This window comes from Vibrio tubiashii ATCC 19109, assembly GCF_000772105.1.
Lineage (GTDB): Bacteria > Pseudomonadota > Gammaproteobacteria > Enterobacterales > Vibrionaceae > Vibrio > Vibrio tubiashii.
In genome coordinates this window covers 2,780,358-2,799,856 of sequence record NZ_CP009354.1, presented here as the reverse complement: position 1 = coordinate 2,799,856, position 19,499 = coordinate 2,780,358, and the positions used below count along the sequence as shown (strand labels likewise).

The window sequence follows — 19,499 nt, the reverse complement described above, 5'->3', positions numbered from 1 at the left end:
GTAACTACAGAACTTAAAACAGCTTTCCGAATTAAAGAATTTGCTTGGCGACCATAGCGATTTGGACCCACCTGATTTCCATGCCGAACTCAGAAGTGAAACGAATTAGCGCCGATGGTAGTGTGGGGCTTCCCCATGTGAGAGTAGGACATCGCCAGGCTTTAAATTTATAAAAGAGCCCGTTTGCAAAAACGGGCTTTTTTAGTCCTAAAGGGACATCTTGATGCTGATATAGCTCAGGTGGTAGAGCGCATCCTTGGTAAGGATGAGGTCCCCAGTTCGAGTCTGGGTATCAGCACCATTTACTGTTTGTTTTATGCTTTGTTTAAGAGCCTAAAGCAAAAGGTAAAGAATTTTACTTGGCGACCATAGCGATTTGGACCCACCTGATTCCATGCCGAACTCAGAAGTGAAACGAATTAGCGCCGATGGTAGTGTGGGGCTTCCCCATGTGAGAGTAGGACATCGCCAGGTTCTAATTTAGACTTTAAGTCTAACCAGTGCGGAGCGGTAGTTCAGTTGGTTAGAATACCGGCCTGTCACGCCGGGGGTCGCGGGTTCGAGTCCCGTCCGCTCCGCCACTTATTAAGAAAGCCTAGTCTTACGACTAGGCTTTCGTCGTTTTAGAAGCCCGTTGCTATTGCAACGGGCTTCTTGCGTTTAAGGGAGAGATGGAACGGACTTCGTCCTTCGGGAAAACGGGTGTAGGCTTCGCCCTACGAGAGGTGGCTGTTGAGACTAAGTTGATAGAGCCGATGGTTTGGAAGGTGTTGACAGAACTTGTCCCCTAGAAGACACAATCATCCAGTTTTCCAGTTTTCCAGTTTTCCAGTTTTCCAGTTTTCCAGTTTTCCAGTTTTCCAGTTTTCCAGTTTTCCAGTTTTCCAGTTTTCCAGTTTTCCAGTTTTCCAGTTTTCCAGTTTTCCAGTTTTCCAGTTTTCCAGTTTTCCAGTTTTCCAGTTTTCCAGTTTTCCAGTTTTCCAGTTTTCCAGATTTCCGTAGGGCGAAGCCCGTTCCCGCATCCCTTATCCTCTTCCGCTATTCCTTATCATTCAAATCCCAATCGTACTCATAACTAAACTTACCGTTTAGATTTGCTAACTCTGGGCGGTATTGAGTTAGATGTTGGATCAACTCTTGTTTGTTACCAAAGTCTTCTGCAAACCAATCGTAAATGGAAGAAAGCTGAGTTTTCCCCTTGAGTTGAAGGACGCCTTTATCACTATTAATAAACTCTTTAGCTGCTTGCTCTAAGAGTTGCTTGGTATTATCAGCAGTAAAAGCTTGGGTTTGTAGATTTGGACAACCTAGGCTGGCACAGTTCACCGCATAGTGAGTACGAGGGTCATTCCAAATTGGGCGAAGAATGCGGTGTTCAATATCATTGAGAGTGAGCTTCTTACCGGCGATTGTAACCACTTCATCCCCCCATGGACCAAAACTAAATAATCCACCTAGCTTAGTGATTGACTTCACTGGGTAGTCATCAAGGATTAAATTGACCGTAATCGCATTATAAAGGTTGACCCAGTAGGCGTACTGCTCATTTGAGGAGTACTCTCTAGGATCAATAGCAGCTAGTGTCGCGATATACTGATTTAACTTTTGTTTATCTTGAGGTGAGACATGACCGTATTTGACTAAGGTATTGTCTCCATCTTTGACTAAGTAGCTATCTAGAAAAGATTGCCAGTCCTGATGAGAAATCGCGGTGGTATTACTTTGATTGGATTGTTGCCAAAAAGACCAAAGCTCTGATTTTGGCGCGGCAAGTGAATGAAAAGAGATAAGAGTCAGTAGCAAAGTAATAATACGCATCATCAGGTTAAGTCCTTTGTAAAAGTGTTTTGATACCAATCACACCAATTATCTGATCATTCTTGCTTGTTAAAACCGCTGATAACTGCGTTAAAGATTTTGTAGGTAGAACAACTAGCTAGCTGCAATCTTTGCCTTGTTCTAAGCGGTTTTCCCTATGCAATTTTCTGAGCATCTAATTAATGCGATTGGTATAACTACTAGACCTAGTGAAAAGCAAGTTTGTTTCAGGGCCCAACAAAAAAGGTTAGCCGAGGCCAACCTTTTGCTTATCAGAGTCTTAACTTTGCTTATTTCAGGAAGCTTGGAATATTTGCTTCATAAGCGGCAATTTTGTCTTCGTGCTGAAGAGTCAGGCCAATGTTGTCTAAACCGTTTAGTAGACAGTGGCGACGGAACTCATCAATTTCAAATGAGTACTCTTTACCGTTTGCACGAACTAGGTTCGCTTCTAGGTCGACCTCAACTTCTGCGCCTTCGTTTGCTTCGACGAACTGGAAAATTTCATCGACTTCTTGCTCGGTTAGACGAACAGGAACCATCTGGTTGTTGATCGAGTTACCGTAAAAAATATCAGCAAAGCTTGGCGCGATCATCGCTTTGATGCCGTAATCTGCTAGTGCCCATGGCGCGTGTTCACGTGATGAACCACAACCAAAGTTTTCACGAGCTAGCAGAATAGAAGCCCCTTGATAGCGAGGAGCGTTCATTACAAACTCTGGGTTTGGCTGCTCACCTGCGTCATCAAGGAAACGCCAATCATGGAATAAGTGTTTACCAAAGCCTAGACGAGACACCTTTTGTAGGAACTGCTTAGGAATGATTGCATCGGTATCTACGTTCGCTGCATCTAGAGGAACAACTAAGCCTGTGTGTTGTTTAAAACCTGACATGTATTTGCTCCTTAGTCTAGTTCACGAATATCAACAAAGTGACCAGCAATTGCTGCTGCCGCTGCCATCGCAGGGCTCACTAGGTGGGTACGACCATCACGGCCTTGGCGACCTTCAAAGTTGCGGTTTGAAGTAGACGCACAACGCTCGTGCGGACCTAAGCGGTCATTGTTCATTGCTAGACACATAGAGCAGCCCGGCAGACGCCATTCGAATCCAGCGTCTTTAAAGATCACATCTAAGCCTTCTGCTTCTGCTTGAGCTTTTACTTGCTCAGAGCCTGGAACGATAAGTGCTTGAACGTTATCGGCGACCTTGCGACCTTTAGCCACTTCAGCTGCAGCGCGCATGTCTTCGATACGAGAGTTAGTACAAGAGCCAACGAATACTTTATCTACCTTATAGTCAGATAGCGCTTTGCCTGCTTCTAGACCCATGTAAGCCAGCGCTTTTTCTGCCGATGCTTTTTCTACAGGATCTGCGAAGCTTTCTGGTGCTGGAATTGGCTCATCTACCGCGATGACTTGACCTGGGTTTGTCCCCCAAGTGACTTGAGGTTTGATATCCGCTGCGTTTAGCGTGACGACTGCGTCAAACTCAGCGTCACCGTCAGTTTTTAGCGACGACCAGTATTCAATTGCCGCATCTAGGTCTTGACCCTGAGGTGCGAACTTGCGGCCTTTGATGTATTCGAATGTGGTTTCATCTGGCGCGATTAGACCTGCTTTAGCACCTAACTCGATAGCCATGTTACACACTGTCATACGACCTTCCATCGTAAGATCAGTAATCGCTTCACCACAGAACTCGACTACGTAGCCAGTACCGCCCGCTGCGGTCGTTTCACCGATGATGGCTAGAACGATATCTTTTGCAGTGATGCCCGCTGCTACCTTGCCTTTTACTTCGATCTTCATGGTTTTTGCACGTGCTTGTTTTAGCGTTTGAGTTGCTAGAACGTGCTCAACTTCAGAAGTACCGATACCAAATGCGAGTGAACCAAATGCCCCGTGAGTCGCTGTGTGTGAGTCACCACAAACAATCGTCATGCCTGGTAGAGTGATACCTAGCTCAGGGCCCATAACATGCACAATACCTTGGTATTTGTGGTTGATGTCGTAAAGGGTGACACCAAACTCTTCACAGTTTTTCGATAGCGTTTCCATCTGGATACGTGCCATCTCACCGGATGCATTGATGTCTTTAGTTTGCGTTGAAACGTTGTGGTCCATGGTTGCAAACGTCTTGCTTACCTGACGAACCTGACGACCTTTTTCACGCAAGCCATCGAACGCCTGTGGAGAGGTGACTTCATGAACCAAGTGGCGGTCGATGTATAAAATTGGGTTTTCACCCTCAGCGGCTACGGCAACGTGTGCGTCGTAGACTTTCTCGTATAATGTTTTGCCCATTATCACAATCCTGTGTATAGCTCCTGACAACGGCTTATCAGGAGCGAATAATTATTATCTGTCTGCTTAAATTAAGAATGCAAAATGTACTCTGCGATTTTATCGCCCATTTCTGAGGTCGATAGTGCTGGTTTGTCACCTGATAGGTCACCAGTTAGCTCGCCTGCTGATAGAGCTTTAGACACAGCTGCTTCAATGTCTTGCGCTGCAGCTTCTTCACCTAGGCTGTAACGCAACATTAGCGCTGCTGATAGGATCTGTGCTACTGGGTTAGCAATGTTCTTGCCTGCGATGTCTGGAGCACTGCCGCCTGCTGGTTCGTAGAGGCCGAACTTACTTTCGTTTAGCGATGCTGATGGCAACATGCCCATAGAGCCAGTGATCATGGCACACTCGTCAGAGATGATATCGCCGAAGATATTTGAACAAAGCATCACGTCAAACTGCGCAGGATCTTTGATTAGCTGCATAGTGGCGTTATCGATATACATATGTGATAGCTCTACATCTGGGTAATCCTTATCGATCTCTTCGACCACTTCACGCCATAGAATCGAGCTCTGAAGTACGTTCGCTTTATCGATAGAGCACACTTTCTTACGACGTAAGCGCGCTGATTCGAATGCTATCTTAGCAATGCGCTCAATCTCAAAACGATGGTAGACCTCAGTATCGAACGCTTTCTCGTTTGGCCCTTCACCTTCACGACCTTTTGGCTGACCGAAATAGATACCGCCAGTCAGTTCACGAACCACGACAATATCAAAACCGTTACCAGAGATATCTGCGCGTAGTGGTGAGAAAGCTTCTAGGCCTTGGTGGATTTGAGCAGGACGTAGATTACAAAACAGCTGGAAGTGCTTACGTAGCGGGAGTAGGGCACCACGCTCAGGTTGATCGTTTGGTGGCAGGTGTTCCCATTTAGGACCGCCTACAGAGCCAAAAAGCACGGCATCAGATTCTTCACACGCTTTCACTGTCGATTCTGGTAACGGGCAACCATGATTATCAATCGCAATGCCGCCTACGTCGTGTTCATCACGAGCAAATTCGATAGCGTGCTTCTTCTCGATTGCATCTAGCACTTTATGTGCCTGAGCCATTACTTCTGGGCCAATGCCATCTCCTGGTAAAACGGCAATTTTGTAAGTTTTGTCTGTCATGTTAGTCCTTGAGTATTTTTATTTCTTTTAAGCTCAAGGGACGACTCGCGTCCCTGGAGTCTTTTAAATCTATACGGTTTCGATTTTTTTCTGTTTGATTTCAGCAATCTTATCTGCACGATGAATGCTATTGATTACGTGCAGTAGCGCTTGACCTGATGCTTCAACAATATCGGTTGAAACACCCGTACCATGGTACTTGCGGCCTTTATAGTTGGCGATGATATCGGCTTGACCTAGACCGTCTTCACCTTCCCCTTTAGCCGTTAAATCAAACTTATCTAGCACAATATCATATCCGGTTACTCGATAGATACACTGGTAAAGCGCATCGACCGGACCATTACCCACAGCGGCTTCCGATTGTTCTTCATCACCACACTGAAGTTTGATACTGGTTGTCGCCATGACACTACCTGACTGAACGCTTAGGTAGTTAAGTTTGTAGAAATCATCTTCTTCGCGAAGATTTGAGAAATGCATCAAGGCTTCTAAGTCGTAATCGAAAACTTGACCTTTACGGTCAGCTAGCTTCAAGAAGTCTTCATACAATGCATCTAGGTTGTACTCATCTTCTTTGTAGCCCATGGTATCCATGTGACTTTTCACAGCTGCGCGACCACTACGACTGGTTAGGTTTAGTGCTTGGTTCTTAAGGCCAATAGACTCTGGCGTCATGATTTCGTAGGTGTTCTTGTTCTTTAACATGCCGTCTTGGTGAATACCTGAAGAGTGGCTGAATGCGTTAGCACCTACGATAGCCTTGTTGTCCTGAATCGGCATATTACAAAGTTGACTGACCAACTTACTGGTACGATGGATCTCATCATGTTTAAGGCCGGTATGAACACCCAATAGCTCTTGGCGAGTCTTGATGATCATCGCGATCTCTTCTAACGAACAGTTACCTGCACGTTCACCGATTCCGTTAATGGTTCCTTCGATTTGTCGAGCACCTGCTTGTACTGCGGCAATTGAGTTAGCAACAGACATACCTAAGTCATCATGACAGTGTACTGAGATGATCGCTTTGTCGATGTTCGGTACGCGGTTAAATAGAGTTTGGATGATACCGCCAAATTCGTTAGGGACTGTGTAGCCAACAGTATCAGGGATATTGATGGTGTTTGCGCCAGCGTCAATGGCAGCTTCAACCATACGACACAAATTGTCGATTGGTGTACGGCCTGCATCTTCACACGAAAACTCAACGTCGTCGGTGTATTTACGAGCATGCTTAACCGCTTTAACGCCCATTTCAACTACGTCATCGTAGCTACGGCGAAGCTTGTCTTGGACATGAACTGTGGAAGTAGAGATAAAGGTATGGATACGGAACTGTTCAGCAACTTTTAGCGCTTCAGCTGCGGCATCAATATCTTTCGCAACGGCACGCGAAAGACCACAGATTCGGCTGTTTTTGATGTTGCGCGCAATGGTCTGGACAGATTCAAAATCACCAGGCGATGAAACAGGAAAACCTGCTTCAATCACATCAACGCCGAGCCTTTCAAGTGCGTAGGCAATTTGCAGTTTTTCTTTAACCGTCAAGCTTGCTGACAACGCTTGTTCGCCATCACGCAAAGTGGTGTCGAAAATAATGACTTGATCGTTCATGTTTGCTTCCTTAGTGATTCGATGTTTTTCACATCTGTTAATCGTTTACTTCCGTTACTTAGCAATTAAAAGCTAGGTATAAAAAAACCCGCATCTAAGTGCGGGTTTTGTGTAATTCTGTGTGGTTATTTTTCTTCCACAGCCTACCCGCGCGATTGTGTCACGATAAGGAGGAGGCTCAGCAGGATAGAAAAACGGTTCATCATTGTTAACGGTTCCTTTAAGGGCGTTAAATAATCCACAAATTTAAGTTAACAAATTAGTACCGCACTCAAGAGTCAACGTCAACCCTAAAGTTGTTTTTTTATTCAAGTCAGATCAGTTCAACCTAAAAACACGCAAAATCAGCGCTTTTAAGCCCTCTTTATATTGAAAAGGTGAATATCTTGCTTGGCTAACCATATTAAGTCCGTGTAACCGAACTACCGCAAAACATTCACCGAGGTGTCACTAAATCCACTTAGTGTGATCGCAACACCGTCAATAAAAGGAGTCGGTAATGCGTTCAATCGAACCTATTGCCAAGTTTGATCTGGCGTTCTCTCTATTCTGTCTACAGCACAGATTTAATCATCCTGTCTCACGTATCAGTAAGGCTGTTTCACATACTGGCGATGGGCATCTATACATTGCCTTTGGCGTACTTGCGTACTTGTTTGCAGGGATTGAAGGCAAGTTGTTTTTATTGGCTGGGCTGATGGCATTTGCAATGGAGTTGCCAATCTATTGGTTAGCTAAGAACGTGTTTAAACGTCGCCGTCCACAAGAGTTGTGTGACTTAGTGACTTCGTTTATCACGCCTTCAGATCGTTACAGTCTGCCTTCAGGCCATACTGCTGCTGCTTTTCTTATGGCTTCAATCACAGGTCATTACTTTGCTGATCTGGAAGTCGTCACGCTTATCTGGGCAACCTTGATAGCCAGTTCACGTATTTTGCTTGGAGTGCACTTTCTGACGGACGTTTTGTTAGGGGCTTTGCTTGGTATTGGTTGTGCTCAATTGGCACTAATCATGGTCGGGAGTTGACGAATGAAAATCTTATATGGAGTGCAAGGGACTGGGAACGGGCATATTGCGCGTGCTAGAGCAATGTCGAAATGCTTGGCTGAAGCCGGTATGGAAGTCGATTATCTGTTTACTGGCCGAGAAGAGAGCAAGTACTTTTGTATGGAGCAGTTTGGTGATTTTCAAACTCGACGAGGTTTAACCTTTGCAACAGACAAAGGCAGAGTGAACTACTTTAAAACCTGTATTTCTAACAACTTATGGCAGTTCTGGCGTGATGTCAGTGAACTTGATTTATCTCGCTACGATCTGGTTCTCAACGATTTTGAACCTGTCTCTGCATGGGCGGCGAAAAAACAGAGTGTTCCATCGATCAGTATTAGTCATCAGAATGCGTTCCGATACTCAGTGCCACTAAAAGGGGCCAGTTGGTTGGATAAAAAGGTGATAAAGCACTTTGCTCCCGCGCAGCATCATATCGGTTTGCATTGGTATCATTTCGATCAGCCTATCTTGCCGCCCATTATTCACACTCCAAGCGGTGATACGGTGGAGGAAGCCTTTGTTCTGGTCTACTTACCGTTTGAGAGTATTTCTGATATCACTGAGTTACTACTGAGATTTACCAGTCAACATTTTGTCTGTTATCACCCCGAAGTCATTGAGCCGAAAACAATCGACAACATAGAGTTTATGCCGTTAAGTTTATACTCGTTTCAACTTCACCTTCAGCGCTGCAAAGGGGTGATTGCGAATGGTGGTTTTGAGCTTCCTTCTGAGGCACTCACTCTTGGCAAGAAGCTATTACTAAAACCATTGACGGGGCAGTTTGAACAAGTGAGCAACGTGGCAACTCTGGAAGACTTGGGCTTAGCGACTTGTATGGAGATCTTAGATGCGGCTGTGGTACGAAATTGGCTAGATGAATCGAGCGCTGAGAGTGTCAATTATCCAGACGTAGCAGAAGCCATTGTCGCTTGGATTAAACAGGGTGATTGGGAAGACAAATCTGCCTTGACGGAGAGCTTATGGGAGAAAGTTGACTTCCCTAGCTACGTCACCAATCTATAGCAAACGTTTTACTCATATCGAATAACAGCATCAATTATTGATGCTGTTTTTGTTTCCACCATTCGAATTATAGCTTTGGCTCATGTCTGATACTGAGTTTTAACAGGGGGTATTAATATCAAATTTCTATATATATCTATAAAACAGTGTGCTTTATAACTTTTTATAATCTATTTAACTATTTGTAATTTAATAACTATTCAGGATTATAGGTAAAAAATACTGATTAATTGTCAATCTTATTGCTAATCGCTGAATGATTCGTTGATAGTAATGGTTCGCCGACAAACATCTAACAAATAAATACAACAGATGAGGCGAGAAATGGGTTTTCTATTCCTAACTCAAATTTCAATTTAACGACCATATACGCTGAAGAATTTAAAGAGGCATCCCCAATGATTGATAAGAAAGAGTCTATGAGTGCTATCGCTAGCTACCGCATGGAAAGTACTTTACGTGGAGTAGATCTAAACCTTTTAACTGTGTTTGATGCGGTTATGCAAGAGCAGAACATCACTCGTGCTGCGCATAACTTAGGTATGTCTCAACCAGCAGTTAGTAATGCAGTTGCTCGCCTAAAAGTCATGTTTAACGATGAGCTATTTATGCGTCAGGGTCGTGGTATTCAGCCAACTCAGCGTGCTCGCCAACTATTTGGTCCTGTTCGTCAAGCGCTACAACTAATCCGCAATGAGCTACCTAGCTCAGTGTTCTCTCCAGAAACATCAACGCGTTTATTTAAACTGGCGATCTGTAGCCCATGTGATATGCGTTTTGCTCCAAAGATCATGTCGACTATTCATGAACTAGCGCCAAATGTTCAGCTTCACCTTGATGCTGAGTTTGATCGTCAGCTAGCTGAGCGTATGCGTTACCAAGAGATCGATTTTGTTATTGATTACGCACGTTTTGATGAGCAAGGCTTCTCAAGCACAGAAATCTTCCAAGACGAGTTAGTTGTTGTTGCTTCTAAAGCTCACCCTCGCATTCAAGGTGTAGTGACACCTGACCTATTGGTTCGAGAGCGTCATGCTAAGCTCTCTAAAGTTCATGGTCAGCGCAGCTTCTCTGAACAGGCTTACCGCGACCTAGACGTTCAGGCATACTATGAAGGTACAAGCCTGAGCAATGTGCTTTACGTTGTTGGTCAATCAGAGCTTGTAACGATTGCTCCGCGTTGGATGGTTGAGAACGCAGCAAACAAAGATCAGCTGCAAGTGATCGACTTCCCATTCGAAAATGGCAAGATCAGCGGCTACTTAAGCTGGCACGAATCAAGCGAAAAAGACAAAGGTCACATCTGGCTTCGTGACCAACTGATGATGATTTGTGGTGAAGTTGTCGCACTAGATTAATCATCACATTTTACTGCAATTAAAAACCTTGAATGGCCCCGCCATTCAAGGTTTTTTTCTAGGGTCTATTGGCCTTTTGAGCTGAATTTTGCAGCTGTGTGTGGGGCTTTTATACAAGGCAGAGGCTCTGATGTGTGGTTGCTCTACTCGATAAGCCGATAACGAAGTTGAAAGGCCCCACAAACGCTGCCCGAAGGGTTCGAGCTGGGCGCCCCCGCTAAAACCGTCTTACTCTTTGTTGAGAGTTCTTTTGATTAGAATGACTAGTCGACAAGCCTCTCGCCTCGATTAAAATGCTTTTATCTCGAACAAAATTTGACCGCAAAAGGTCAACCGACCCTACTTTAATTGATAACTTTGACGCTCATCAGTTGCCTTTTCTAAAGTGAAATGTACACTTGTGCGCTGATTAAAGCTTACAGGTGTAAGCTAAAGGTAGTAAAGATGGCCAACCTAGATTTTCATATCGTAAAACGTATTCGAGACCAGATTGCGAAAGGCAATGATCGCATTGCGCTTAAGCATAAAGTAGGCAATGTTTGGAATGGCATTAGCTGGAAGCAGTTTGGTCAGCAAGTGGATGCATTGTCACTTGCTCTATTGGCTCATGGTATCCGAATTCAAGACAAGATCGGTATCTTCTCTAACAATATGCCGCAGTGGACAATCGCAGACTTTGCTGCTCTGCAAGTTCGTGCGGTTACCGTACCTATTTACCCAACCAACACAGCGGCTCAATCTGCTTACATCTTGCAAGATGCTGACGTCCGAGTGCTGTTTGTTGGTGAGCAGCCTCAATTTGACGCTGCCGTGTCTATTTTTGACCAATGTGAGCAGCTTGAACTTATCGTCGCTATGTCTGATGACATCGATGTCGGTGAACATGAGTTTGCCATTAGCTGGCAGCGACTGATTGCCAATGTAGATAAAGTGCATCAGCAAGAGCTTGATATCCGTTTAGAACAAGCGAATCTGGATGACCTTCTTACTTTGATTTACACCTCAGGTACCACAGGTCAGCCGAAAGGCGTGATGGTAGATTACGCGAATATTGGTGCTCAGCTTGAAGGACATGATCAGCGTTTAAGCTTATCGCAGAGCGATGTTTCTCTCTGTTTCTTACCTCTTTCTCATGTTTTTGAACGTGCTTGGACTTTCTACGCACTATATAAAGGGGCGACCAACTGCTATCTGCAAGATACCATGCAGGTACGTGATGCCTTGAGTGAAGTACGCCCAACTGTGATGTGTGCGGTTCCGCGCTTTTACGAAAAGATTTTCTCTGCCATTCATGAAAAAGTTGCCAAAGCGCCATTTATTCGCAAAGTCTTGTTTACCTGGGCAGTTAACATGGGCGCTAAGATGGCTGTGTGTCATCAAGAAGGACGTAAGCCTTCAATCGCACTCAAGAAGTCTCATGCTTTAGCGGATAAGTTAGTACTATCGAAATTACGAGCACTACTTGGTGGACAAATCAACTTCATGCCTTGTGGTGGTGCGAAGCTAGACGAAACCATAGGTCGTTTTTTCCATGCTATCGGGATTAACGTCAAGCTTGGTTATGGCATGACAGAAACGACTGCGACGGTATCGTGTTGGGATGATAAGTGCTTTAACCCAGATTCGATCGGTATGGCGATGCCAGGTGCTCAGGTAAAGATTGGCGAAAATAATGAAATCTTAGTTCGCGGCCCTATGGTTATGCGTGGCTATTACAAGATGCCGGAAGAGACAGCTAAGACATTCGATGAGCATGGCTTCTTAAAGACCGGTGACGCAGGTCATATCGATGAAAATGGTAACCTGTTTATTACCGATCGAATTAAAGAACTGATGAAAACATCGGGTGGTAAATACATCGCGCCGCAGATGATTGAAGGTGCGATTGGTAAAGATCACTTTATCGAACAGATCGCTGTTATTGCAGACACGCGCAAGTTTGTTTCGGCTCTTATTGTTCCTTGCTACGACTCTTTGGAAGAGTATGCCAAAGAGCTAAACATTAAATACCACGATCGCGTTGAGCTAATTAAGCACCACCAAGTGGTGGAGATGCTAGAAAAACGCGTCAACGAACTACAGCAAGAACTGGCTAAATTTGAGCAGGTGAAGAAATTTAAACTCCTACCAAAGGCTTTCTCAATGGATGCTGGTGAGTTAACACCGACACAAAAACTGCGTCGCAAAGTGATTAACGACAAATATCAGGATGAAATTGAAGAAATGTACAGCGATAAGGTAGAGAAGAAGTAACTTTCTCGCTAGTAAATTTCGCAACTGTTTAAAAATCCCTCAGAGAGATTATTTGCTTTCTGAGGGATTTTTTTATCCTGCTTTTCAGCTTACTTACCACGACGATTCGCTGAATATTGAAAAGTTAATCTAAAATTATTAACCGAATTTATTTGTGTTTATGGTTTAACTATCTAGTTTTGGCTTTCTTATTAGCCGGTTTCTGTAACTTGATGTTGACAAATAGCATATTGTTTAAAGTGAGATGGAAATCGCATTAGACCCATTGATAATAAAACGTTACATTTGTTGCGTGACCTTGCTTTATGTTACCTATGAGCAAGACATAGCCGAAAAAGTGGAAGTATTTCGATTTAGGCTACGAATAAGACCTAACTATGAAAAACCAGTCCATCACATTGACCTTATGTGGCGGAAAACTGGTTAAGGAGAAAAATATGGCAGCAATGTTGTCCGGTGCAGAGATGGTTGTGCAATCTCTGATCGAAGAAAACGTTGAACAGATCTTTGGTTACCCAGGAGGCTCTGTTCTTGATATTTACGATGCGCTTCACGCTAAAACCGACCAAATCAAACACGTTCTAGTACGTCATGAGCAAGCCGCTACGCATATGGCTGATGGTTATGCACGTGCGACTGGCAACCCTGGCGTGGTGCTAGTCTGTTCCGGCCCTGGTGCAACTAATACCATCACAGGTATTGCGACCGCATACATGGACTCAATCCCAATGATCGTTATCTCAGGTAACGTACCAAACAACATGATTGGTAACGACGCCTTCCAAGAGTGTGACATCGTTGGTGTATCTCGCCCAGTGGTTAAACACAGTTTCCTTGTTAAGAAAGCAGAAGATATTCCTGAAACAGTGAAGAAAGCTTTCTATATTGCCACTACTGGTAGACCTGGCCCAGTTTTGATCGACTTACCTAAAGATGTCATGAATCCTCAGGTAAAACTGCCATATGAATACCCGCAGTCACTGTCGATGCGCTCATACAAACCGACAACTACAGGTCACAAAGGCCAGATCAAAAAAGGTCTTAAGACGCTTTTAGAAGCGAAGAAGCCAGTACTCTATGTGGGTGGTGGTGCCGTCATTTCTGAAGCTGAGCAGCATCTTACTAAACTGGCCGAAGCGCTAAACTTGCCAGTAGTTAGTACTTTAATGGGGCTTGGCGCGTTCCCAGGCACACATAAGAATTCTTTAGGCATGTTAGGTATGCACGGTGTGTATGAAGCTAACATGGCTATGCATAATGCAGATCTGATTTTTGGTGTCGGTGTTCGCTTTGATGACCGAACCACTAACAACCTAGAAAAGTACTGTCCTGATGCCAAGGTGATGCATATTGATATCGATCCTTCTTCGATTTCAAAGAACGTAAAAGCCGATCTTCCAATCGTAGGTTCGGCTGAGAAAGTCCTTGAGAGCATGGTTAACTTGCTAGAAGAGCAGGGCAGCACCAATGATCAAGAAGCGTTGAATCGCTGGTGGGATGAAATTCAAGTTTGGCGTGAACGTCAATGCTTGTCTTACGAAACGTCTCCGGAGCGTATTAAACCGCAGCAAGTTATTGAAACACTGCACAAACTGACCAATGGTGATGCTTACGTTGCCTCTGATGTAGGGCAGCACCAGATGTTTGCTGCGCTGTACTATCCATTCAACAAACCGCGTCATTGGATCAACTCTGGTGGTCTTGGCACTATGGGCTTTGGTCTACCTGCGGGAATGGGCGTGAAATTCGCTAAACCAGACGAAGAAGTTGTTGTTGTTACCGGTGACGGTAGTATCCAGATGAACATTCAGGAACTATCGACGGCAATGCAATACGATATTCCGGTTAAGATTATTAACTTGAACAACCGCTTCCTAGGCATGGTAAAGCAGTGGCAAGACATTATTTACCAAGGCCGACACTCTAACTCTTACATGAGTTCTGTTCCTGATTTTGCAGCTATCGCAGAAGCATATGGACATGTGGGGATTCGCATTGAGTCACCAGATCAGCTTGAGGCTGGTTTGAAGCAAGCGCTAGATATGAAAGATCGATTGGTGTTTGTAGATATCAATGTTGATGAAACAGAGCATGTATATCCAATGCAGATCAAAGGCGAAGGCATGGACAAAATGTGGTTAAGCAAGACGGAGAGAACTTAATATGAGACACATTATTTCACTACTAATGGAAAACCAACCCGGTGCACTTTCTCGCGTTGTTGGCCTTTTCTCTCAGCGCGCTTACAACATTGAATCTTTGACCGTTTCACCAACCGATGATGAAACCTTATCGCGCCTGAACATTACCACTATTTCAGACGATATGGAGCTAGAGCAGATCCAGAAGCAATTAAACAAGCTGATTGATGTGCTTAAAGTTCAAGAGGTCTCAGAGCTTGATCATATTGAACGTGAATTGATGATGGTAAAAGTGAAGGCGAGTGGTTTCTCTCGTGCGGAAGTTAAACGTACAGCCGATATTTTCCGTGGACAGATTGTTGATGTCACAGCCTCTCAGTACACAGTACAAATGGCGGGTACTAGCGAGAAACTTGATGCCTTTATTCAGGCACTGTCGGAAGTGACAGAAGTGATTGAAGTAGCGCGAAGCGGCGTTGTGGGCATTGCTCGTGGTGAGCGTGCTCTAAAACCTTAACTTGTTAAAAACCTAACAAAAAACCACCGACAAGTCGGTGGTTTTTTCGATCTTAACAGCGGGATTAGTGCAGGATACGTGCGCGGATAGTCCCTTCGATGCTCTTAAGTTTCTTAAGTGCTTCTTCTGAGCGCTCTGTTTCTACATCAATAACCACATAACCGAAATCTGTGGCCGTTTGCAGGTACTGACCGGCGATGTTAATCCCTTCTTCAGCAAAAATGGTGTTAATTTGCGTCAGGATACCCGGACGGTTTTGGTGAATGTGTAGTAAGCGTGAACAGTCGCGGTGCTCTGGCAGTGACACTTCAGGGAAGTTAACACTTGATAGGGTAGAACCGTTGTCTGAGTACTTAGCTAGCTTGCCAGCCACTTCAACACCAATGTTTTCTTGCGCTTCTTGAGTTGAGCCGCCAACGTGAGGCGTTAAGATAACATTGTCAAACTTCTGCAGTGGTGATTGAAATGGGTCTGCGTTGGTTTTTGGCTCTGTTGGGAACACGTCAATTGCCGCGCCAGCAAGGTGACTGGCTTCTAGGCTGTGGCATAGCGCTTCAATATCTACCACCGTACCGCGAGCAGCGTTAATGAAGATTGAACCTGGCTTCATTCGAGCAAACTCTTCAGCGCCCATCATGTTCTTAGTTCCAGCCGTTTCCGGAACATGAAGCGAAATAACATCACACTTATTCAGCAGTTCACTCATAGTATGAACTTGAGTAGCGTTACCGAGTGATAACTTGTTTTCAATATCGTAGAAGTAAACACGCATACCAAGGTTCTCAGCGATAATGCCTAGCTGAGTACCGATATGACCGTAACCAATAATACCTAAGCGCTTGCCGCGAGCTTCGTATGAGTTGTCGGCACTTTTCTTCCAAATGCCACGGTGCGCTAAAGCGTTCTTCTCTGGGATACCACGTAGTAGCAATAGGACTTGACCAAGAACCAGCTCTGCCACACTGCGCGTGTTTGAGAATGGTGCGTTAAACACTGGAATACCGCGAGTCGCCGCTGCTTTAAGATCAACTTGGTTGGTACCAATACAGAAACAGCCAATCGCAACCAGTTTCTCTGCTGCGTCAATCACTTGCTGGGATAGATTAGTGCGCGAGCGAATACCGATAAAGTGAACGTCTTTCACCGCTTCAAGTAACTCTTCCTCAGGAAGTGAGCCTTTGTGGTATTCAATATTGGTGTAGCCAGCAGCCTGAAGAACTTCTACAGATGATGGGTGTAGACCTTCAAGCAAGAGGATTTTAATTTTATCTTTTTCCAGTGAAACTTTGGCCATTGTCTTCTTCCTTAAAGTGGGGAAATTTGGGCTTAACGGGCGCACATTAAGCAAAAGCAGGTAAAGCAAACGTTTTTGTAGACGTCATGTAGCACGCAAACGTTTTCCTTGTGCGTCTTCTGACCATTAAGTTAACAAAAAAAATACACTTTGGGTAAGAAAATTACGGAATAAGGCATAATTTTTATAGAGTAAAATGAAAAAACGGCGCCAATAGGCACCGTTTGTAATGAAATGACAAAAATGAAGCGCTTATTCTTCGATTTTTGCACCTTCTGGCGTGCCAGTAATTACTACGTCTGCACCACGGTGGGCAAATAGACCAACGGTAACTACGCCAGCGATGGCATTGATTTTATCTTCAAGAACTTTTGGAGCAGTAATCTGCATGCCGTAAACATCAAGAATCACATTGCCGTTGTCTGTGATAACACCTTCACGGTAAGCGGGATCGCCACCTAGCTTAACTAACTCGCGAGCCACGTATGAGCGTGCCATTGGAATCACTTCAACAGGTAGAGGGAAGTTACCCAGTACATCAACCGCTTTAGTGTTGTCGACGATACAAACAAATTTGTCTGAAATAGCAGCAACGATTTTCTCACGCGTTAGGGCAGCGCCGCCGCCTTTGATCATATCGCGAGTCGCGTTGATTTCGTCAGCACCGTCAACATAGATATCTAGGCCCGCGACTTCATTACAGTCGAAAACCTTAATCTCTAACTCTTCAAGTTTCTTCGTTGACGCTTCAGAGCTTGAAACCGCACCTTTAATCTCTTCTTTCATGGTTGCTAGTGCATCGATGAAGTGATTTACCGTCGAGCCCGTACCAACACCTACAATGCTGCCTTTTTCGACATACTTAAGTGCTGCCCAACCAGCTTCTTTCTTCATTTCATCTTGAGTCATTGCTCATCTCCTAAAGGCGGTAGTAAAAACGATTGCGGCGCGATTATAGCCCTATCTCTAGCAGACTTGAAGCCAAGCTAACGGATTCTAGCGAACAGGGTTAATCCCATTGCCAAATCTTGGTTGGAGTCACAATTTTGGGTAAGGGGATATCCCAAGACTCGATAGGCAGTTTCTCAACGTGTTGGCAATCATGCGCTAGGCCAATAGGCATAGGACCTTGACCCGTTTTAAACCAAGGTTCTAATGTACGGTCGTAGTAGCCGCCACCCATGCCAAGGCGATGGCCTGTCGAGTCAAAGCCGACCAATGGCGTGCAAATGATGTCGAGAGACTTTGCTGGCAGGATTGTGGTTTGATCAAGCTTAGGTTCAGCAATTGAATAACGATTGAGCACCATTGGTGTCGATTTATCATAGTGCAAAAACAGCAGATGGCCTTTGGAAAAAGGATGAATGACGGGCAGGTAAGTCTTTTTACCTTGCTGCCATAGCCACTCAATGAGGGGCATGGTTTCAAGTTCACCGTCGGTCGTAAGGTACAAGGCAATATGTTGCGCTTGCGCGAGCTCCGGTAGCTGTGAAAATTGTCGCACCAAGTCTAAACCGGCGAGATGTTGCACATCACTGGATAATTGGTTGCGTTTTTGGCGGATGCTTTTACGGAAGTCTTGTCTGGAAAGCGTCATGACGTTACCCATGGTTGCAGGGTATCGTGAAAGGGATACCCCAGAGTGCCGTTGGAGAAATGGACCCTTGAACCAGCTGGTTCAAGGCGGATCAGCAGAGATAACCGTAGGCTTCTCGGTACAAGCCGAGCTTGCTCAATAGCTATCAAGTACTAACCCTTAGGTATTGCTTATCGGCTCAGGGACTTAATCCCCTAACGAACACTCCAGGGTAAATTCTTGACGGTGTAAAGGTTTATTGCTGTCCTGGCTTTACTTTACTAATCGCGCTGTCTAGAGATGCCGAAAGGAGTTCCATTCGCTCAAACATGGCATCTTGTTCCTGCTTAGAATTACTATCACGAGCCTCAAGCTCATGACAAAAGTTTAACGCAACAAAGGTCAAAAGTTGAACTTCATTAGTAATCTTGGTTTTGGCTGACATGTCTTGTAAACGTTCTTCAAGACGCTCTGCGGCTTTAATCAATGACTCTTCTTGCCCTGCCGGACAATTTACCCGAGTGAGTTTGCCTAAGATTTCAACTTCTACCGCTTGATTACTCATATCGACTCTATATCTGTTGCCTAAGGTGATAAAGCAGATAATCACCGAGGGAGAAACTATAGAAAAACGCCCATTAAGATTCAAGCTTTTCAGAACAGCGATAAGCAAATCAGGGCGCAATAACACAGTAATTGGGCAATTTGTGTAAAAGCTGCCCACAATTGCTAATCGCTCGTTTTCGCTCGCGATGGTAAGTGATACGATTGAGGATATTTAGACATATTTAGGCTAATCCAATGAGCGAAACAAAACTACCTGATTACTTAGCATTTGCCACTGAGCTTCAGTCTGCTGGGCTTGCAGTGAATCCTGCCGAGTTGCACGGATTATTAACTGGAATGTTAAGTGGTGGCTTAAGCTTGACTGGTAAAAGTTGGCAACCGATGGTTTTTGATTATGTAAGCGAAGGTATGGGCTGGCCAAGTAAAGCATTGCAACTGGCACAAGCTACTTTGGATGCAAGCATTGCTGAATTAACGGGCTCTGGTATGGATCTCGAAATGCTACTACCAGACGAAGAAGCTAGCGCTTCCCTGTTTGATATTGCCGATGGTCTCGCAGAGTGGGTGAACCATTTTATTTCAGGTTTAGGTTTGGTGAATGCTGAACTTAAGAAAGCGTCAAGCGATGTTAAAGAAGCGCTCGCGGATTTAGAAGAAATCGCTAAGCTTGGCATTGACGAAGATGACGATCTAGAAGAGCAGGCTCAACTACTAGAGCAAGTCATTGAGCATGTTAAAGCGTGTGTATTAACTATCCATGCTGAATTTGGGCAAAAGAAAGCTGACCCTCAGCAAGCACCAACGATTCACTAA

General features: G+C 44.6%; 17 protein-coding genes, 2 tRNA genes, 2 rRNA genes and 1 other RNA gene. 11 read left to right on the top strand and 11 right to left on the bottom strand.

The features are described from left to right. Window positions 1-43: 43 nt before the first annotated feature. From rrf (IX91_RS12735) to IX91_RS12720, 4 genes are all read left to right on the top strand, one after another. Window positions 44-160: ribosomal RNA gene (gene rrf / locus IX91_RS12735) — 5S ribosomal RNA — on the top strand. A gap of 65 nt (window positions 161-225) precedes the next feature. Next, window positions 226-301: transfer RNA gene (locus IX91_RS12730), tRNA-Thr, on the top strand. 57 nt (window positions 302-358) lie between these two features. Next, window positions 359-474 (top strand): 5S ribosomal RNA (gene rrf, locus IX91_RS12725). A gap of 30 nt (window positions 475-504) precedes the next feature. Beyond that, window positions 505-581: transfer RNA gene (locus IX91_RS12720), tRNA-Asp, on the top strand. Window positions 582-800: 219 nt separating this feature from the next. Here the strand turns inward: IX91_RS12720 and IX91_RS12715 are convergent. The 6 genes from IX91_RS12715 to leuA all read right to left on the bottom strand — a co-directional run bounded on the left by IX91_RS12715 (window position 801) and on the right by leuA (window position 6,903). Beyond that, window positions 801-1,022, bottom strand: coding sequence for a hypothetical protein (locus IX91_RS12715; protein ID WP_052123153.1), 222 nt, complete (start codon window positions 1,020-1,022; stop codon window positions 801-803). Between the two features lie 16 nt (window positions 1,023-1,038). Then, window positions 1,039-1,821, bottom strand: a complete 783-nt coding sequence (locus tag IX91_RS12710) for a DUF547 domain-containing protein (RefSeq protein ID WP_004743515.1) — start codon at window positions 1,819-1,821, stop codon at window positions 1,039-1,041. A gap of 287 nt (window positions 1,822-2,108) precedes the next feature. Then, window positions 2,109-2,711 (bottom strand): 3-isopropylmalate dehydratase small subunit, encoded by a 603-nt coding sequence (gene leuD, locus IX91_RS12705; RefSeq protein ID WP_004743516.1) that lies wholly within the window; start codon window positions 2,709-2,711, stop codon window positions 2,109-2,111. 11 nt (window positions 2,712-2,722) lie between these two features. Beyond that, window positions 2,723-4,123, bottom strand: a complete 1,401-nt coding sequence (gene leuC, locus IX91_RS12700) for a 3-isopropylmalate dehydratase large subunit (protein ID WP_004743517.1) — start codon at window positions 4,121-4,123, stop codon at window positions 2,723-2,725. 71 nt (window positions 4,124-4,194) lie between these two features. Beyond that, the gene (gene leuB / locus IX91_RS12695) at window positions 4,195-5,286 is read right to left on the bottom strand and encodes a 3-isopropylmalate dehydrogenase (RefSeq protein ID WP_004743518.1); all 1,092 of its coding nucleotides are present in this window, start codon (window positions 5,284-5,286) and stop codon (window positions 4,195-4,197) included. A gap of 69 nt (window positions 5,287-5,355) precedes the next feature. Then, window positions 5,356-6,903: a 2-isopropylmalate synthase gene (leuA, locus tag IX91_RS12690; protein ID WP_004743519.1), complete on the bottom strand. Its 1,548-nt coding sequence runs from the start codon at window positions 6,901-6,903 to the stop codon at window positions 5,356-5,358. A 499-nt stretch (window positions 6,904-7,402) separates the two neighbouring features. Here leuA and IX91_RS12685 point away from each other — a divergent pair, with 499 nt between their 5' ends. The 6 genes from IX91_RS12685 (at window position 7,403) to ilvN (ending at window position 15,249) form a co-directional block, all read left to right on the top strand. Beyond that, window positions 7,403-7,930, top strand: a complete 528-nt coding sequence (locus tag IX91_RS12685) for a phosphatase PAP2 family protein (protein WP_004749890.1) — start codon at window positions 7,403-7,405, stop codon at window positions 7,928-7,930. 3 nt (window positions 7,931-7,933) lie between these two features. After that, complete coding sequence (locus IX91_RS12680; RefSeq protein ID WP_004744067.1) at window positions 7,934-8,980, top strand: MJ1255/VC2487 family glycosyltransferase; 1,047 nt, start codon at window positions 7,934-7,936, stop codon at window positions 8,978-8,980. A gap of 398 nt (window positions 8,981-9,378) precedes the next feature. Beyond that, complete coding sequence (gene leuO / locus IX91_RS12675) at window positions 9,379-10,338, top strand: transcriptional regulator LeuO (RefSeq protein ID WP_004744780.1); 960 nt, start codon at window positions 9,379-9,381, stop codon at window positions 10,336-10,338. A 444-nt stretch (window positions 10,339-10,782) separates the two neighbouring features. Next, window positions 10,783-12,591: an AMP-dependent synthetase/ligase gene (locus tag IX91_RS12670; RefSeq protein WP_004744779.1), complete on the top strand. Its 1,809-nt coding sequence runs from the start codon at window positions 10,783-10,785 to the stop codon at window positions 12,589-12,591. 437 nt (window positions 12,592-13,028) lie between these two features. Continuing rightward, on the top strand, window positions 13,029-14,753 hold the full coding sequence (locus tag IX91_RS12665; RefSeq protein ID WP_004744778.1) for an acetolactate synthase 3 large subunit: 1,725 nt from the start codon (window positions 13,029-13,031) through the stop codon (window positions 14,751-14,753). 1 nt (window position 14,754) lies between these two features. Further along, on the top strand, window positions 14,755-15,249 hold the full coding sequence (gene ilvN, locus IX91_RS12660; protein ID WP_004744777.1) for an acetolactate synthase small subunit: 495 nt from the start codon (window positions 14,755-14,757) through the stop codon (window positions 15,247-15,249). Window positions 15,250-15,313: 64 nt separating this feature from the next. Here the strand turns inward: ilvN and serA are convergent, their stop codons facing one another. The 5 genes from serA to zapA form a co-directional block, all read right to left on the bottom strand. Next, window positions 15,314-16,543 (bottom strand): phosphoglycerate dehydrogenase, encoded by a 1,230-nt coding sequence (serA, locus tag IX91_RS12655; protein ID WP_004744776.1) that lies wholly within the window; start codon window positions 16,541-16,543, stop codon window positions 15,314-15,316. A gap of 252 nt (window positions 16,544-16,795) precedes the next feature. Continuing rightward, window positions 16,796-17,452, bottom strand: coding sequence for a ribose-5-phosphate isomerase RpiA (gene rpiA / locus IX91_RS12650; protein ID WP_004744775.1), 657 nt, complete (start codon window positions 17,450-17,452; stop codon window positions 16,796-16,798). A gap of 100 nt (window positions 17,453-17,552) precedes the next feature. Beyond that, window positions 17,553-18,140 carry a 5-formyltetrahydrofolate cyclo-ligase gene (locus tag IX91_RS12645; protein WP_004744774.1) on the bottom strand — a complete coding sequence of 196 codons (588 nt, stop codon included), beginning with the start codon at window positions 18,138-18,140 and terminating at the stop codon, window positions 17,553-17,555. Window positions 18,141-18,173: 33 nt separating this feature from the next. Further along, window positions 18,174-18,356: non-coding RNA, 6S RNA (gene ssrS, locus IX91_RS25645), on the bottom strand. Window positions 18,357-18,375: 19 nt separating this feature from the next. Beyond that, window positions 18,376-18,684: a cell division protein ZapA gene (zapA, locus tag IX91_RS12640; protein WP_004744772.1), complete on the bottom strand. Its 309-nt coding sequence runs from the start codon at window positions 18,682-18,684 to the stop codon at window positions 18,376-18,378. A 236-nt stretch (window positions 18,685-18,920) separates the two neighbouring features. On the opposite strand from zapA, the gene IX91_RS12635 reads away from it, so the two are divergent. Then, complete coding sequence (locus IX91_RS12635) at window positions 18,921-19,499, top strand: YecA/YgfB family protein (protein ID WP_004744771.1); 579 nt, start codon at window positions 18,921-18,923, stop codon at window positions 19,497-19,499.

Coding starts and splice junctions, on each gene's coding strand:
- IX91_RS12715 (WP_052123153.1), bottom strand. CDS start 1,022: ATGCGGGAACGGGCTTCGCCCTACGGAAATCTGGAAAACTGGAAAACT.
- IX91_RS12710 (WP_004743515.1), bottom strand. CDS start 1,821: ATGATGCGTATTATTACTTTGCTACTGACTCTTATCTCTTTTCATTCA.
- leuD (WP_004743516.1), bottom strand. CDS start 2,711: ATGTCAGGTTTTAAACAACACACAGGCTTAGTTGTTCCTCTAGATGCA.
- leuC (WP_004743517.1), bottom strand. CDS start 4,123: ATGGGCAAAACATTATACGAGAAAGTCTACGACGCACACGTTGCCGTA.
- leuB (WP_004743518.1), bottom strand. CDS start 5,286: ATGACAGACAAAACTTACAAAATTGCCGTTTTACCAGGAGATGGCATT.
- leuA (WP_004743519.1), bottom strand. CDS start 6,903: ATGAACGATCAAGTCATTATTTTCGACACCACTTTGCGTGATGGCGAA.
- IX91_RS12685 (WP_004749890.1), top strand. CDS start 7,403: ATGCGTTCAATCGAACCTATTGCCAAGTTTGATCTGGCGTTCTCTCTA.
- IX91_RS12680 (WP_004744067.1), top strand. CDS start 7,934: ATGAAAATCTTATATGGAGTGCAAGGGACTGGGAACGGGCATATTGCG.
- leuO (WP_004744780.1), top strand. CDS start 9,379: ATGATTGATAAGAAAGAGTCTATGAGTGCTATCGCTAGCTACCGCATG.
- IX91_RS12670 (WP_004744779.1), top strand. CDS start 10,783: ATGGCCAACCTAGATTTTCATATCGTAAAACGTATTCGAGACCAGATT.
- IX91_RS12665 (WP_004744778.1), top strand. CDS start 13,029: ATGGCAGCAATGTTGTCCGGTGCAGAGATGGTTGTGCAATCTCTGATC.
- ilvN (WP_004744777.1), top strand. CDS start 14,755: ATGAGACACATTATTTCACTACTAATGGAAAACCAACCCGGTGCACTT.
- serA (WP_004744776.1), bottom strand. CDS start 16,543: ATGGCCAAAGTTTCACTGGAAAAAGATAAAATTAAAATCCTCTTGCTT.
- rpiA (WP_004744775.1), bottom strand. CDS start 17,452: ATGACTCAAGATGAAATGAAGAAAGAAGCTGGTTGGGCAGCACTTAAG.
- IX91_RS12645 (WP_004744774.1), bottom strand. CDS start 18,140: ATGACGCTTTCCAGACAAGACTTCCGTAAAAGCATCCGCCAAAAACGC.
- zapA (WP_004744772.1), bottom strand. CDS start 18,684: ATGAGTAATCAAGCGGTAGAAGTTGAAATCTTAGGCAAACTCACTCGG.
- IX91_RS12635 (WP_004744771.1), top strand. CDS start 18,921: ATGAGCGAAACAAAACTACCTGATTACTTAGCATTTGCCACTGAGCTT.